13 protein-coding genes and 1 pseudogene are annotated in these 15,347 nt (G+C 74.8%); 8 read left to right on the top strand and 6 right to left on the bottom strand.

The window, feature by feature from the left end:
* Positions 1-274 precede the first annotated feature (274 nt).
* Positions 275-1,168: a DeoR/GlpR family DNA-binding transcription regulator gene (locus L6E17_RS09300; protein WP_268985028.1), complete on the top strand. Its 894-nt coding sequence runs from the start codon at positions 275-277 to the stop codon at positions 1,166-1,168.
* 727 nt (positions 1,169-1,895) lie between these two features.
* On the opposite strand, the gene L6E17_RS09295 is transcribed toward L6E17_RS09300, so the two are convergent.
* Both L6E17_RS09295 and L6E17_RS09290 read right to left on the bottom strand, forming a co-directional pair.
* On the bottom strand, positions 1,896-2,459 hold the full coding sequence (locus tag L6E17_RS09295; RefSeq protein ID WP_236240265.1) for a TetR/AcrR family transcriptional regulator: 564 nt from the start codon (positions 2,457-2,459) through the stop codon (positions 1,896-1,898).
* 107 nt (positions 2,460-2,566) lie between these two features.
* On the bottom strand, positions 2,567-4,327 hold the full coding sequence (locus tag L6E17_RS09290) for a biotin carboxylase N-terminal domain-containing protein (protein WP_236240419.1): 1,761 nt from the start codon (positions 4,325-4,327) through the stop codon (positions 2,567-2,569).
* 358 nt (positions 4,328-4,685) lie between these two features.
* On the opposite strand from L6E17_RS09290, the gene L6E17_RS09285 reads away from it, so the two are divergent.
* On the top strand, positions 4,686-5,117 hold the full coding sequence (locus L6E17_RS09285) for a hypothetical protein (protein WP_236240264.1): 432 nt from the start codon (positions 4,686-4,688) through the stop codon (positions 5,115-5,117).
* Between the two features lie 170 nt (positions 5,118-5,287).
* Here L6E17_RS09285 and L6E17_RS09280 read toward each other — a convergent pair whose 3' ends face one another.
* Positions 5,288-5,890 carry a nucleoside triphosphate pyrophosphatase gene (locus L6E17_RS09280; RefSeq protein ID WP_236240263.1) on the bottom strand — a complete coding sequence of 201 codons (603 nt, stop codon included), beginning with the start codon at positions 5,888-5,890 and terminating at the stop codon, positions 5,288-5,290.
* A gap of 52 nt (positions 5,891-5,942) precedes the next feature.
* On the bottom strand, positions 5,943-6,071 hold the full coding sequence (mmpB, locus tag L6E17_RS30430) for a morphogenic membrane protein MmpB (RefSeq protein WP_268984898.1): 129 nt from the start codon (positions 6,069-6,071) through the stop codon (positions 5,943-5,945).
* 94 nt (positions 6,072-6,165) lie between these two features.
* On the opposite strand from mmpB, the gene L6E17_RS09275 reads away from it, so the two are divergent.
* Positions 6,166-6,564 carry a hypothetical protein gene (locus tag L6E17_RS09275; RefSeq protein WP_236240262.1) on the top strand — a complete coding sequence of 133 codons (399 nt, stop codon included), beginning with the start codon at positions 6,166-6,168 and terminating at the stop codon, positions 6,562-6,564.
* A gap of 404 nt (positions 6,565-6,968) precedes the next feature.
* On the opposite strand, the gene L6E17_RS09270 is transcribed toward L6E17_RS09275, so the two are convergent.
* On the bottom strand, positions 6,969-7,181 hold the full coding sequence (locus tag L6E17_RS09270) for an acyl-CoA carboxylase epsilon subunit (protein ID WP_236240261.1): 213 nt from the start codon (positions 7,179-7,181) through the stop codon (positions 6,969-6,971).
* A 10-nt stretch (positions 7,182-7,191) separates the two neighbouring features.
* A complete protein-coding gene (locus tag L6E17_RS09265; RefSeq protein WP_236240260.1) occupies positions 7,192-8,781 on the bottom strand; it encodes an acyl-CoA carboxylase subunit beta in 1,590 nt (529 codons plus the stop codon).
* A 121-nt stretch (positions 8,782-8,902) separates the two neighbouring features.
* Between L6E17_RS09265 and L6E17_RS09260 the strand changes: the two genes are divergently transcribed.
* The 5 genes and pseudogenes from L6E17_RS09260 to hutH all read left to right on the top strand — a co-directional run bounded on the left by L6E17_RS09260 (position 8,903) and on the right by hutH (position 15,312).
* Entirely contained in the window at positions 8,903-9,811 is a 909-nt protein-coding gene (locus tag L6E17_RS09260; protein ID WP_236240259.1) for a biotin--[acetyl-CoA-carboxylase] ligase, read from the top strand.
* 157 nt (positions 9,812-9,968) lie between these two features.
* Positions 9,969-11,108, top strand: a complete 1,140-nt coding sequence (locus tag L6E17_RS09255; RefSeq protein WP_236240258.1) for an adenylate/guanylate cyclase domain-containing protein — start codon at positions 9,969-9,971, stop codon at positions 11,106-11,108.
* Positions 11,109-11,144: 36 nt separating this feature from the next.
* Positions 11,145-11,957, top strand: a complete 813-nt coding sequence (locus L6E17_RS09250) for an enoyl-CoA hydratase/isomerase family protein (protein WP_236240257.1) — start codon at positions 11,145-11,147, stop codon at positions 11,955-11,957.
* Positions 11,958-12,054: 97 nt separating this feature from the next.
* Positions 12,055-13,234, top strand: a pseudogene (locus L6E17_RS09245) (diguanylate cyclase domain-containing protein); the annotation flags it as partial.
* 530 nt (positions 13,235-13,764) lie between these two features.
* Entirely contained in the window at positions 13,765-15,312 is a 1,548-nt protein-coding gene (hutH, locus tag L6E17_RS09240) for a histidine ammonia-lyase (protein ID WP_236240256.1), read from the top strand.
* Positions 15,313-15,347: the final 35 nt, after the last annotated feature.

Raw genomic sequence — 15,347 nt, 5'->3', positions numbered from 1 at the left:
GCAGGTCACGGGCCCGGCGAGGCGGACGGGGTGGCGTAAGGACGCCAAAGCGGTCAAACGAACACCCTTGGCCAGGGGGCAACCCCCGGCAACCCCCGGCAAGTCGGGACATACCGCGGTCGAAGACCGTTCACGGACGGGGCTGCCCATACCACTTGGCGGCCCCGTCTGTTCGCAACTTCTCGTATTCGGCGCATACGGCTGCAAACCCTCGACCGCTGGGGTTACTGTCAGTTTCGTGTTCGCTGCAGAACGTCGCCAGTTGATCCTTGAAATGGTGCGGGCCAATGGGGCGGTATCGCTCCGGGAGCTCGCCCGCGTCGTCCAGACCTCCGAAGTGACCGTACGGCGGGACGTGCGCGCGCTGGAGGCAGAAGGACTCCTCGACCGCCGGCACGGCGGTGCGGTACTGCCGGGCGGTTTCACGCGAGAGTCCGGCTTCCCGCAGAAATCCCATCTCGCGACCGCCGAGAAGACCGCCATCGCGGACGTCGCGGCGGGCCTCGTCGAGGAAGGCGAGGCCATCGTGGTCGGGGCGGGGACGACCACGCAGGAGCTGGCCCGCCGGCTGGCCCGCGTGCCCGGCCTCACCGTCGTCACCAACTCCCTGCTCGTCGCCCAGGCCCTCGCCCACGCCAACCGCGTGGAGGTGGTCATGACCGGCGGCACCCTGCGCGGTTCCAACTACGCGCTCGTCGGCAGCGGCGCGGAGCAGTCCCTGCACGGGCTGCGGGTGTCCCGCGCCTTCCTGTCCGGCGCGGGCCTGACCGCGGAACGCGGCCTGTCCACCTCCAACATGCTGTCCGCGAGCGTCGACCGGGCGCTGGTCCAGGCGGCGGCGGAGGTCGTGGTCCTGGCCGACCACACCAAGCTCGGTACGGACACGATGTTCCAGACCGTCCCGACCGACCTCATCACCCGCCTCGTGACGGACGAGCCACCCGGCCACGACGAGCGCGCCGCGATGGAGCTCCAGGCCCTGGCCGACCAGGGCGTCCAGATCACGGTCGCCTCGTCCTCCGGTACGGGAGCGGGCGGCGGCTCCGCCACGGGGCCCGGCCCCCGCACCGCTGAGGGGGCGCCGCCGGGCCGCCAGCACCGCAGGGACGTGCCGCTTCCGGGCCAGCGAGGGCGCCACCCGGGCGCCCCCTCCGCGCCGCGTCCCTGACCGCGGCCGCGGACTCCGCTCCGGCGGACCGCCAGGCCCGCGTGGCCGACCTGCGCCGCCGCTGAACCCCCGCTGCGAAGGCGCTGCCTCACCGCCGTTGCCCGCCGCCCCCGCTCGTGCGAGCACGGCGGCCACCGGCCGGGCGCACGTCCCAGGGGCACGCCCCCGGTCCTCGGGGCCGGTGGTTCCCGGCGGTGTCCGGGCGGCGTGGGGGCCCTGCCCACCGAGGGCCGGGCGAGGTACCGGCGGCGGGCCGGACGGCCCGGGGGCTCTCCGGAGTCGGATGCCCCGCGATCCTGGAAGGCCCCGGGGGGACCGGCGGCCGGGGTGAGCCCCGTGCCGCAGGGGCCTCAGGGAGCCCGGCGTCCCGGGGGCCGTAGGGGCGGAGCAGTACGTGCTGGGTGGCTGCTCGCCCGGGGGCGTACCGGCCAGTGGCCCCGGCCGCCCCGGGCCGTACGGGCGGAGCGGCCGTGGTCGGCCGCCTGGCGGTCAGCGGCCCTGCGGCCCCCAGCCCGTACGGGCGGGAGCGGCCACATGCGCCCGGGGGCGGCCGTCCCGGCTCGGTGGCCCGGGCCGTCTCCGGGGCCGTACGGGCGGAGCAACCCAGGCCGTCTGGGCCGTACGGGCGGAGCGGCCCGACCGCCCCCCGGGGCCGTACCTGCGCAGTGGCGCCGACCGCCCGGGCCGTCCCGGCTCGGTGGCCCGGCCGTTCGGGGCCGTTCGGGGCTCAGGCCTTGAGGCCGCGGAGGGTCAGGGTCAGCAGGCGGTCGGCCAGTTCGGGGTCGCCGGCGTCCTGCTCCGCCGCCAGGGCTATCGCGTTGGTGAGCTGCATCAGGTCGCCGATCGACACGTCCGCCCGTACCGCGCCCGCCTCCTGCGCGCGGACCAGCAGGCGCTCACCCGCCGCGCGCAGCGGCTCGCTGCACTGGGACAGCGCCGAACCGGGTTCGTACGGCGCCGACATCAGCGCCCGCGCCAGCCCCCGGTACTCGCCGGCGTGGGTGACGATGGCCCGCAGCCACTCCACCAGCGCCGTGCACGGCTCCTCGGTGTCCGCCAGCTCGCGGGAGCGCGCCAGCAGGGCCGCCAGGGCGTCCTGGAAGACGGCGTTCAGCAGGGCGTGGCGGTTCGGGAAGTGCCGGTAGAGGGTGCCGATCCCGACGCCGGCGCGCCGCGCGACCTCCTCCAGCGCGGCGTCCGCGCCCTGCTCCGCGAAGGCCGCGCGCGCCACGCGCAGCAGCCGCTCGTGGTTGCGCCGGGCATCGGCCCGCATGGGCCGGGTCGTCGTCATCGCCGCACCCTCCTCGTCCTCCAGGATGCCATCCGGCCGGTACGGGCGAGGGGCCCTCCGCAACGATCCGGAGGGCCCCTCGCGCCGGGCTGCGCTGTGCGCGGCCGTCAGTCCTTGATCTCGCAGATCGCCGCGCCGGACGTCACCGAGCCGCCGACCTCGGCGGTGAGGCCCTTGACGGTGCCGGCCTTGTGGGCGTTCAGCGGCTGCTCCATCTTCATGGCCTCCAGGACCACGATGAGGTCGCCCTCGTTGACCTCCTGGCCCTCCTCGACGGCCACCTTGACGATGGTGCCCTGCATCGGGGAGGCGAGGGTGTCGCCGGAGGCCGCCGCGGCGGCCTTCTTCTTGGCGCGCCGCTTGGGCTTGGCTCCGGCGGCGAGGCCGGTGCGGGCCAGGGACATGCCGAGCGAGGTGGGGAGGGAGACCTCCAGGCGCTTGCCGCCGACCTCGACGACGACCGTCTCGCGACCGGGCTCCTCGTCCGCCTCCGCGTCGGTGGGCGCGGCGAAGGGCTTGATGTCGTTGACGAACTCGGTCTCGATCCAGCGGGTGTGGATCGTGAACGGGCCCTCGGCGGGGGCGAACGCCGGGTCGGCGACGACGGCGCGGTGGAACGGGATGGCGGTCGCCATGCCCTCGACCTGGAACTCGGCGAGCGCGCGCCGGGACCGCTCCAGGGCCTGCTGCCGGGTGGCGCCGGTGATGACCAGCTTGGCCAGGAGGGAGTCCCAGGCGGGGCCGATCACCGAGCCGGACTCGACACCGGCGTCGAGGCGGACACCCGGGCCGGTCGGCGGGGAGAACAGGGTCACCGTGCCCGGGGCGGGCAGGAAGCCGCGGCCCGGGTCCTCGCCGTTGATGCGGAACTCGAAGGAGTGGCCGCGGATGGCGGGGTCGCCGTAGCCGAGCTCCTCGCCGTCGGCGATGCGGAACATCTCCCGCACGAGGTCGATGCCGGTGACCTCCTCGGTGACCGGGTGCTCGACCTGGAGGCGGGTGTTGACCTCCAGGAAGGAGATCGTGCCGTCGGCGCCGACCAGGAACTCCACGGTGCCCGCGCCGACGTAGCCGGCCTCCTTCAGGATGGCCTTCGACGCGCGGTACAGCTCGGCGTTCTGCTCGTCGGTCAGGAACGGCGCGGGCGCCTCCTCGACGAGCTTCTGGTGGCGGCGCTGCAGGGAGCAGTCACGCGTGGAGACCACGACTACGTTGCCGTGCTTGTCCGCCAGGCACTGGGTCTCGACGTGGCGGGGCTTGTCCAGGTAGCGCTCGACGAAGCACTCACCGCGGCCGAACGCCGCGACGGCCTCGCGGACCGCCGAGTCGTACAGCTCGGGGACCTCTTCCAGGGTGCGGGCCACCTTCAGCCCGCGCCCGCCGCCGCCGAAGGCGGCCTTGATCGCGATCGGCAGCCCGTGCTCGCGGGCGAACGCGACGACCTCGTCCGCTCCCGACACGGGGTCCGGCGTACCGGCCACCAGCGGCGCGCCGGCGCGCTGGGCGATGTGCCGGGCGGCGACCTTGTCGCCGAGGTCGCGGATCGCCTGCGGCGGGGGGCCGATCCAGACGAGCCCGGCGTCGATGACGGCCTGGGCGAACTCCGCGTTCTCCGACAGGAAGCCGTAGCCCGGGTGGACCGCGTCGGCCCCCGAGTCCTTGGCCGCCTGGAGCACCTTGGCCATGTCCAGATAACTGGCGGCCGGGGTGTCACCGCCCAGGGCGAATGCCTCGTCGGCCGCACGGACGTGCAGGGCGTCCCGGTCGGGGTCGGCGTAGACGGCTACGCTGGCGATCCCGGCGTCCCGGCAGGCACGGGCGACACGGACAGCGATTTCGCCACGGTTGGCGATGAGCACCTTGCGCACGATGGCTCCCTCCATTCCCAAAACACGCTGAGTTTAGGGACTGCCGACACGACGTTTCGACTGTTCCCCAGTCGTGAGGTTGCCCACACGGAGCGTGAAACGGGGTCTCTCGGGCCTCTGGACCCCTTGTCCTGCCTCGGTAAGCAGGGCTTCTCCACTGCACAGTAGCCCCGCGGTGTGGCCAAGGTCTCTGTCCTCTGGGCCAGCGGGGCGGGTTGTTTCTTTGTGGAGTCCCTACGAATGGGCGAATGATTCTTTGCTGTTGCGTCAGGACCCTTGCCCAGGGGTTTACCGGTGAGTAGCCTGCGCGTTGTTTCTCCGTACTGCCGGTAACCGACCGAGCGCGCAGGGGGTACCCGTGGCGACCCGCAGACCGATAGCGCTGACGGCGGCCACCGTGCTGCTGCTGGAGGCGGTGGGCGTGCTCGTGCTGCACGCGGTGCTCGCGAAGGTCCAGGGCGACCAGCGGATGTCGCTGGCGGACCTGGACCCCGACGCGATGGTCGCCGGCACCTGGGCGATGGGCGCCGTCTTCGGCGCGTACCTGGCGCTGTGCGGGGCGGTGCTCCTCCGCCTCGGCGTACGCGACCGGGCGCCCGCCCGCTGGACGAGGATCCTGCTGGTCTCCTGCGCGATCACGCACGGCGTGCTGGGCGCGGTGGCCGTGGCCGTGGTCGGCTGGGCCGCCTTCGCGGTGCTGATGCTGGTGCTGGGCCTGCTGGTGCTGGCCCTCGTCGCGTACGGGGACGAGCCGGCGCCCCGGCAGGACGGCGCGGCGGCGGCGCCGTAGCCGCGCGGGGCACGTGCCGCACGCCGGAGCGGCGCCCGGCGGGGGCGCATACGCCGTGGTGCGCGCCCCCGCGGGCCCGCGCCCGCGGCCCGGTGCGGCAGTGCGGCGCAAGGGCGCCGCGGAGCCGATGGGGCGTCAAGCGGGGTGCAGTGCCGCGGCGGTGGGGGCGGTCACGTCCACAGGTCCGTCATCGCCACGCCCAACTGGCCCAGCAGGCGCCGGAAGAGCGGCAGGGACAGGCCGATGACGTTGCCGGGGTCGCCGTCGATACCCTCGATGAACGGGGCCGAGCGGCCGTCCAGCGTGAACGCGCCCGCCACGTTGAGGGGTTCGCCCGTCGCCACGTACGCGGCGATCTCCTCGTCCGTCGGGTCACCGAAGCGGACCAGCGTGGACGCCGTCCCGGAGGCGTACCGCTTGGCCGCCGTGTCGTGCACGCAGTGGCCCGTCTGCAGGACGCCGACGCGGCCGCGCATGGACTTCCAGCGGGCGACGGCCTCCTCGGCGTCCGCCGGCTTGCCGAGGGCCCGGCCGTCCAGTTCCAGGACGGAGTCGCAGCCGACGACCAGCGCGCCCTGGACCTCCGGCTTCGCGGCCACCAGGGACGCCTTGGCCTCCGCCAGGGCCAGGGCCAGTTCGGCAGGGGTGGGGGCGGTGATGCGGTCCTCGTCGAAACCGCTGACGATGACCTCGGGGGCGAGGCCCGCCTGCCGCAGCAGTCCGAGGCGGGCGGGGGAGGCTGAGGCGAGGACGAGGCGGCGCTGTGGGCTCATGGCGCCATCGTACGGAAACGGGCGCGGCGGCCCGCGTCCCTGCACCCGCCGGTCAGCGCAGGCCCGTCGCGAGCATCAGGAACAGCATCGCGACGGCCAGGAGGACCCCTGCCCGGCGCAGCATGGCCTGTGTGGCCCGCATGTCCTCGGGCGGCTCGTCATCGGGGTCGGACCACAGCATCCTTCGATGGTGCGCCCGCGCCGCGCGGGGCGCCTGAGTACGCGTACTCATCCACGCCGCCGGCGATGTCAGCGCCGGGTGCGACGCTGGCCGCATGACTCCATGGAACCTGCTCGACCTGGACCGGGCGCTGCGGGCCTGCTGGGCGGCGGACACCGCGTCGCCGGACGACCGAGACGTGTGGCTGCCGGACAACCCCTCCTGGGGGCACTGCGACATCACGGCCCTGGTGGTCCACGACCTGTTCGGCGGCGACCTGGTCGTCGGCGAGGTGCACGCCGACGGTGTGCAGCGCGGGTACCACTGGTGGAACCGGCTGGCGAGCGGCGTCGAGCTGGATCTGACGCGGGAGCAGTTCAGGCGCGGCGAGGTGGTATCCGCTGCCCGGGCCGTGCAGCGGCCGCCCGGCCCGCTGCCGCGCCGGTGGGACGCGTACCTGCTGCTGAGGGAACGGCTGCACGCGCACCTCGGGGACCTCCCCGAACCCTACTGACGCCCGGAGGGGGCACGGCACCGCCGGTGCGGCGGGGCTGCCCGTGGCTGCCGGTACGGCCGGGGAGCGGTGGCGCGTGCCGCGGCGCACGCCGGTGCGGGGCGGCCCGTGTCCGCCGGGTCCGGTGGGCTACCGGGCGGGGTGCCCCGGTCCCGCACGCGTCCGCCGCCGCGCGGTGCGGCCTGTGCCGTCCGGCCGCAGGCCCAGGTCCCGCACGCGTCCACGTGGTGCGGCGGGCCCGGGCGTGCGCCGGTCCGCGGTGGCGTGCGCCGCGGCGCAGCCGCACGGCGCACCGCAGGCGGCACGCCCCGCCGCCCTGCACGCCTTGAAGCGTCCGCGGCTGCGCGTCCGCGTCCGCGCGCCCCGGCTCGTGCAGCGGGGCGCGGGCGCGGGACGCGCCGGGATCAGCCGGGCCAGTACGTGCGCGACCAGGACGCCGGCCCCGGGCGACGGGTGCGGACGCGGGCGACGCGCGACGGGTCGGACCACGCGTCCGGCGTCGCGGGAGCCCCGTCCGCGGCGGGCGCCGCGGACGCCGCCGCGGCGCGGGCCCGGACCACTGCCAGTGCGGCGGCCAGTTCCTCCGGGGTCGGGTTGCCCCGTACGACTCTGATCATCTGGGGCTCCTCACAGGGGGATGTTGCCGTGCTTCTTCGGAGGCAGGTCTTCCCGCTTGGTGCGGAGCTGACGCAGGCCCTTGACGATGTGCGCGCGGGTCTCCGACGGCATGATCACCGCGTCGATGTAGCCGCGCTCCGCCGCCGTGTACGGGTTCAGCAGGGTGTCCTCGTACTCCTGGATCAGGCGCGCCCGGAGCTCCTCGCGCTCCTCGTCGGACGCGGCCGCCAGGGTGCGGCGGTGCAGGATGTTCACCGCGCCCTGCGCGCCCATGACGGCGATCTGCGCCGTGGGCCAGGCGAGGTTGAGGTCGGCGCCCAGGTGCTTGCTGCCCATCACGTCGTACGCGCCGCCGAACGCCTTGCGGGTGATCACGGTGATGAGCGGCACCGTGGCCTCCGCGTACGCGTAGATCAGCTTCGCGCCGCGCCGGATGATGCCCTCGTGCTCCTGGCCCACGCCCGGCAGGAAGCCGGGCACGTCGACGAAGGTCAGGACCGGGATGTTGAAGGCGTCGCAGGTGCGGACGAAGCGCGCGGCCTTCTCGCTCGCGTCGATGTCCAGGCAGCCGGCGAACTGCATCGGCTGGTTCGCCACCACGCCCACCGGGTGGCCCTCCACCCGGCCGAAGCCCGTGACGATGTTCGGCGCGAACAGCGCCTGCGTCTCCAGGAACTCACCGTCGTCGAGGACGTGCTCGATCACGGTGTGGATGTCGTACGGCTGGTTCGCCGAGTCCGGGACCAGCGTGTCCAGCTCGCGGTCCTCGTCCGTGACGGTGAGGTCCGCCTCCTCCGGGTACACCGGGGGCTCGGAGAGGTTGTTCGACGGCAGGTACGACAGCAGCGACTTGACGTGCTCGATCGCGTCCTTCTCGTCCGCGGCCATGTGGTGGGCGACGCCGGACGTGGCGTTGTGGGTGCGGGCGCCGCCCAGCTCCTCGAAGCCGACGTCCTCGCCCGTCACGGTCTTGATGACGTCCGGGCCGGTGATGAACATGTGCGAGGTCTGGTCGACCATCACGGTGAAGTCGGTGATCGCGGGGGAGTAGACCGCGCCGCCCGCGCACGGGCCGACGACGAGGGAGATCTGCGGGATCACCCCGGACGCGTGTGTGTTGCGGCGGAAGATCTCGCCGTACAGGCCGAGCGCGCTCACGCCCTCCTGGATGCGGGCGCCGCCGGAGTCGTTGATGCCGATCACCGGGCAGCCCGTCTTCAGGGCGAAGTCCATCACCTTGACGATCTTCTGGCCGAAGGTCTCGCCCAGGGCGCCGCCGAAGACGGTGAAGTCCTGGGAGAAGACCGCCACCGGGCGGCCGTCGACCGTGCCGTACCCCGTGACCACGCCGTCGCCGTAAGGGCGGTTCTTCTCCAGGCCGAAGTTGGAGGAGCGGTGCCGCGCGAACTCGTCCAGCTCGACGAAGGAGCCCTCGTCCATGAGCAGGTCGATGCGCTCGCGCGCGGTCAGCTTGCCCTTGGCATGCTGCTTCTCGACGGCGCGCTCGGAACCCGCATGCGTCGCCTCCTCGATTCGGCGCTGCAGGTCCGCGAGCTTCCCCGCGGTCGTGTGGATGTCGATCTCTGGACGCTCGGACATCGGGATGCGGCTCCCTGCCTGGTACACGTGTGGTCACGGGCTGCGTTGGCTACTGGCCCGTAGCGTATCGGCGGGGGTGGCCTTCGGCAGTGCGGTGTTTGCCACACCTACGCTGGGTTGCATGACGCCCTCACTTGGTCCAGCGAAGCGTGCAGGCAGCGGCTCCGGAAGCCCCGCTTCCGGCGCCGGCGGACGCTGGAGCGACCTCGAACGGCCCCCGCTCGATCCCGCGGCGCTGCGCCGGGCCCTCCTGCGGCCGGGGTCGCTGTGGACCTCCCTCGACGTCGTGCCCTCCGTCGACTCCACCAACTCCGATCTTGCGCGCCGCGCCCCCGACCTCCCCGAGGGTGCCGTCCTGGTCGCCGAGGAGCAGACGGCGGGACGCGGGCGGCTCGACCGGACCTGGTCGGCGCCCGCCCGGTCGGGGCTCTTCGTCTCCGTGCTGCTCAAGCCCGCGGTGCCGGTACGGCGGCTCGCCTGGCTGCCGCTGCTCACGGGGGTCGCCGCCGCCACCGCGCTCGCCCGCGCCGCCGGCGTCGACACGGCCCTCAAGTGGCCCAACGACCTGCTGGTGCACGTCGGCAAGGGCGCGGAGAAGGAGGAGCGGAAGGCAGGCGGGATCCTCGCCGAACGCGCCGCCGAGCACGGCGTCGTCGTCGGGCTCGGCCTCAACGTCACCCTGCGCGCCGACGAGCTCCCGGTGCCCACCGCGGGCTCGCTGGCCCTCGCCGACGCCGTCTGCACCGACCGCGACCCGCTGCTGCGGGCCGTCCTGCGCTCCCTGGAGGAGTGGTACCGGCGGTGGACCGCCGCCGACGGCGACCCGGCCGCCTCGGGGCTCCAGGAGGCGTACGCCGCCGGGTGCGCCACCCTGGGCCGCACCGTGCGGGCGGAGCTGCCCGGCGACCGGACGCTGACCGGCGAGGCCGTGGCCGTGGACGGCGACGGGCGCCTGGTCCTGGCCACCGCCGACGGCGGCCGCGAGGCCGTGGGGGCGGGCGACATCGTCCATCTGCGCCCCGCGGGCTGAACGCGCAGGGACGCCGGGACGTGAGCTACGGCACACCTGACGTATCGTTGAGGCGGCCCGCCCGGGGGTGCCCAGCAGCACCCCCTCGTGCACGCCACGGGGCAGGGCGGCGACAGAACGGCGGAGCAGTGCGTACGGAACGGGCAGGAGGCGGCCGGTGACCGTCGACGACGCGAACGCTGGCGGAACGGCACACCCCACCCCCCACCATGTCGTCGACCACACGGCGGAGCCGACCGACGACCCCCTGGCCATCCGCCTGGAGCAGCTGATCCTCGGCGCCGAGCGGCGCTACACCCCCTTCCAGGCCGCCCGCACCGCGGGCGTCTCCATGGACCTCGCGTCCCGGTTCTGGCGGGCCATGGGCTTCGCCGACATCGGGCAGGCCAAGGCCCTGACGGAGGCCGACGTGCTGGCCCTGCGGCGGCTCGCCGGCCTCGTGGAGGCCGGGCTGCTGAGCGAGCCGATGGCCGTGCAGGTGGCGCGGTCCACCGGGCAGACCACGGCCCGCCTCGCGGAGTGGCAGATCGACTCGTTCCTGGAGGGGCTGACCGAGCCGCCCGAGCCCGGCATGACCCGCACCGAGGTCACGTACCCGCTGGTGGAGCTGCTGCTGCCGGAGCTCCAGGAGTTCCTCGTGTACGTGTGGCGGCGCCAGCTCGCCGCCGCGACCGGCCGGGTCGTGCAGGCGGCCGACGACGACGAGATGGTGGACCGCCGGCTCGCCGTCGGCTTCGCCGACCTGGTGGGCTTCACCCGGCTGACCCGGCGGCTGGAGGAGGAGGAGCTCGGGGAGCTCGTGGAGGCCTTCGAGACCACCTGCGCCGACCTCGTCGCCGCCCACGGCGGGCGGCTCATCAAGACGCTCGGCGACGAGGTGCTGTTCGCCGCGGACGACGCGGGGACCGCCGCGGAGATAGCGCTCCGGCTCATCGAGACCCTCAGGAACGACGAGACCATGCCCGCGCTGCGGGTCGGCATCGCCTTCGGCACGGTCACCACGCGCATGGGCGACGTCTTCGGCACCACCGTGAACCTCGCCAGCCGCCTCACCTCGATAGCGCCGAAGGACGCCGTCCTCGTGGACGGGGCGTTCGCGGAGGAGCTGGCCCGCACCCGGGAGGCGCCGGAGTCGGAGGCGCAGCTCGCGGAGGAGGCCGCGCGCGCGGAGAAGGAGGGCGGGACGCCACCCGCGTACCGGTTCGCGCTCCAGCCGATGTGGCAGCGGCCGGTGCGCGGCCTCGGCGTGATCGAGCCCTGGCTGCTGTCGCGGCGGGAGCCTAAGATCCCCGGGTAACCAAATGAACGGTCGTTAACCGGGAGGCCCGCCGCCGTGTCCGCTTCGTCGTCCGCTGCCACCGACCTGCGCTTCGGGGAGTTCGTCGCCGTGCGCCGGCACGGCCATGTCGCCGAGCTGCTGCTCGACCGCCCCAAGGCCATGAACGCCGTCTCGTCCGAGATGGCCCGCTGCATCGCCGCGGCCTGCGACGCCCTGGCCGCCGACCCGTCCGTGCGGGTCACCGTCCTGACCTCCTCCCATGACCGGGCGTTCTGCGTGGGCGCCGACCTCAAGGAGCGCAACTCCTTCACGGACGACGAACTGCGCCGCCAGCGGCCGACCGCCCGCGCCTGCTACACCGGCGTGCTGGAGCTGCCCATGCCGGCGATCGCCGCCGTGCACGGCTTCGCCCTGGGCGGCGGCTTCGAGCTGGCCCTGGCCTGCGACCTGATCGTGGCCGACGCGACCGCGGTCGTCGGGCTGCCGGAGGTGTCGGTCGGCGTCATCCCCGGCGGCGGCGGTACGCAGCTGCTGCCGCGCCGCGTGGGGGCGGCCCGCGCCGCCGAGCTGGTCTTCACGGCCCGCCGGGTGCCCGCGGCCGAGGCGGCCGGACTCGGCCTGGTGGACGAGCTGGTGGAGGAGGACGCCCGGGGCGCCGCCCTGGAGCTGGCCGGGCGGATCGCCGCCAACTCGCCGGTCGGACTGCGCGCCGCCAAGAAGGCGATGCGGCTCGGCCACGGCCTCGACCTCCGGGCGGGCCTGGAGGTCGAGGACGCGGCCTGGCGGACCGTGGCCTTCTCCGGCGACCGGCGGGAAGGCGTCGCCGCCTTCAACGAGAAGCGCTCCCCGGAGTGGCCCGGCGTCTGACGTGCAGCCCGCCCCGGGTGCGGGGGATGGCGTCACCTGGCGTAACCGGAGTGGCGATCTCGGGTAAAACGTACGAAATCCTCCCTAAGCTTGAGGAATGGGTGAGGATGTCCGGCTGAGGGCCGTGGTGGCGCTGGCGCAGGCCATGGCGGCCGCGCACACGCCGCGTGAGTGCTGGCGCGCCGCGGCGCTCGGCGCGCGCGACGCGCTCGGTGGTACGTTCGCGGCCCTCTCGACCTGGCAGCGGGACCTCGGCAGGCTCAAGGTCCTGGTGAACGCCGGTCAGCGGACCCCGGACGAGGAGGAGTTCCCGGAGGACGAGACGTACCCCGTGTACCAGTTCTCCGAGATCACCGAGTTCCTGCACGAACGCTGGGCGGGCGGCGGAGAGCCCAACGCCTGGGTGGAGACGGCCGACGGCCTCGGCCCCGGCGGGGCGGGCCGCGGCCCGGCCACCGCCGCCCGGGGCGCCGCCCGGCCCGGCGCGGTCCAGGCCCTGGGGGCGGGCGGCCGCCCTCCGGCGGCGGGGCCGCGGCTGCTGCGTCGTCGCCCCGATCGTCCTGCACGGGCGGGCCTGGGGCGAGCTGTACGTGGCCCGGCCGGTCGGCGCGCCCGTCTTCGACCGGGGCGACGCGGACTTCGCGACGGTGCTGGCGGCGGTCGTCGCCGCGGGGATCGCGCAGACCGAACGGCTGGAGGAGGTCCGCAAGCTGGCCTTCACCGATCCGCTCACCGGACTGGCCAACCGCAGGGCCGTGGACACCCGCCTGGAGGAGGCCATCGAGCGGCACCTCGCGGACGGCTCCGCGGTCGGCCTCGTCGTCTGCGACCTGAACGGGCTGAAGCGGGTCAACGACACCCAGGGCCACGCGGTGGGCGACCGGCTGCTGGAACGGTTCGGCTCCCTGCTGTCGTACTGCGGGGCACGCCTGCCGGGTGCGCTCGCGGCACGCCTGGGCGGCGACGAGTTCTGCCTCGTGACGGTGGGGCCGAGCGCCGACGAGCTGGTCGCGGTGGCGGACGAGCTGTGCGTACGGGCCGGAGAGCTGGAGCTCGGCGAGGGCGTCGCCTGCGGGGTGGCCTCCACGGGCGACCCGATCGGGCCCGTGCGGTCCGCCCGGCGGCTGTTCCGGCTGGCGGACGCCGCCCAGTACCGGGCCAAGGCGGCGCTGTCGCCCAAGCCGGTGGTCGCCGGGCGCGACGGGGCGGTGGTCCGCCTCGCCGACGCACCGCCCGCGGCGGCCCGGGACCGGCGCCGGTTCCGCGACGCCCGCCCGGACCCGCAGCCGCAGGAACCGGCCCCGAGGCCGGCACCGGAGAGGGGCGCGGCGTTAGAGGAGGCGCCGGTGCGGGACCCGGGAGCTGACGGGTGACCGGCGCAGTACCCGCCCTTGGGCGCCGCAGCCGCTGCGGAAGGGTGACCCGGAACCTGAGGGGTGACCGGCGTGGCACCCGCCCATGGGCGCCGCAGCCGCCGCAGGAGGGCGGCCCGGACCTGAGGGGTGGCCGGCGTGGCACCCTGGCCGGGCTGCCGCGGCCGCTGCGGGAGGGGTGACCGGCGCCGGTCACCGGCCGGGGCTGCGGCAGTGCCCGCGGGCGGGGCCACCCGCTCCGGGCCTGTGCCCGGTGCCGTGCCGGTCAGGATGCCGCAGCGCGGGCGGGCCGGGCCGTCCGGCGTCGGGCCGCACACCGGCTTCCGTGGCCGAGGCCGTGCCGAGGGGACGGGCGGAGGGTGGGGACGGGCGGTAAGGGGCGATGCTGCGGCAGGGTAGTGACATGCAGCGATTCAATCCGTAGGCTGCTGAATATGGATATGCACACTGTCGTGGTGGGGACGTCCGGTACCACCGCCGCCGACGTCATCGCCGTCGCCCGCGGCAACGCCCGCGTCGAGCTCTCCCAGGAGGCCGTCGACGCGCTCGCGCACGCCCGGGAGATCGTGGACGCCCTCGCCGCCAAGCCCGAGCCGGTGTACGGCGTGTCGACCGGGTTCGGGGCGCTCGCCACGCGGCACATCGGCCATGACCTGCGGGGCCGGCTCCAGCGCAACATCGTCCGCTCGCACGCCGCCGGCCTCGGGCCGCGCGTCGAGCGCGAGGTCGTCCGCGCGCTGATGTTCCTGCGCCTCAAGACCGTCGCCTCCGGCCACACCGGGGTCCGCCCCGAGGTCGCCCGGACCATGGCCGCCGTCCTGAACGCCGGCATCACGCCCGTCGTCCACGAGTACGGCTCCCTCGGCTGCTCCGGCGACCTCGCACCGCTGTCCCACTGCGCGCTCGCCCTCATGGGGGAGGGCGACGCCGAGGGCCCCGACGGCACCGTGCGCCCCGCCGCCGAACTGCTCGCCGCCCACGGCATCACCCCCGTCGAGCTGCGCGAGAAGGAGGGCCTGGCCCTCCTCAACGGCACCGACGGCATGCTCGGCATGCTGGTCATGGCCCTCGCCGACCTGGAGCAGCTCTACAAGACGGCCGACATCACCGCCGCCCTCAGCCTCGAAGCGCTGCTCGGCACGGACAAGGTCCTCCGCCCGGAGCTGCACGCCATCCGCCCCCACCCGGGCCAGGCCGCGGCCGCCGCCAACATGCTGGCCGTGCTGAAGGGCTCCGGGCTGGTCGGCCACTTCCAGGCCGACGAGGCCCCCCGCGTCCAGGACGCCTACTCCGTGCGCTGCGCCCCCCAGGTCGCGGGCGCCGGGCGCGACACCCTCGCCCACGCCCGGCTGGTGGCCGAGCGCGAGCTGGCCGCCGCCGTCGACAACCCCGTCGTCCTCTCCGACGGCCGCGTCGAGTCCAACGGCAACTTCCACGGCGCGCCCGTGGCGTACGTCCTGGACTTCCTGGCCGTCGCCGCCGCCGACCTCGCCTCCATCGCCGAGCGCCGCACCGACCGGCTGCTCGACAAGAACCGCAGCCACGGGCTGCCGCCCTTCCTCGCCGACGACGCGGGCGTGGACTCGGGCCTCATGATCGCCCAGTACACCCAGGCCGCCCTGGTCAGCGAGCTGAAGAGGCTGGCCGTGCCGGCCTCCGCCGACTCCATCCCGTCCTCCGCCATGCAGGAGGACCACGTCTCCATGGGTTGGTCGGCCGCCCGCAAGCTGCGCACCGCCATCGGCAACCTCAACCGCGTCCTCGCGATCGAGCTGTACGCGGCGACCCGGGCCGTCGAGCTGCGCGACACGCTCACCCCCGCCCCCGCCTCCCGTGCCGCCATCGACGCGCTGCGTGCCGCCGGGGTGCAGGGGCCCGGCCCGGACCGGTTCCTCGCGCCCGACCTGGAGGCCGCCGACGCCTTCGTACGGGAAGGGAAGCTGGTCGCGGCCGTCGAGCGGGTCACCGGCCCGCTGGCGTAGCACCGGGTACGGCTCCCCGCGGGGCGTGCACCGCC

It is taken from the genome of Streptomyces sp. CC228A, assembly GCF_021390935.1.
GTDB lineage: Bacteria > Actinomycetota > Actinomycetes > Streptomycetales > Streptomycetaceae > Streptomyces.
Note: the sequence above shows the minus strand (reverse complement) of the source record. Positions and strands in the feature narration are given on the sequence as shown.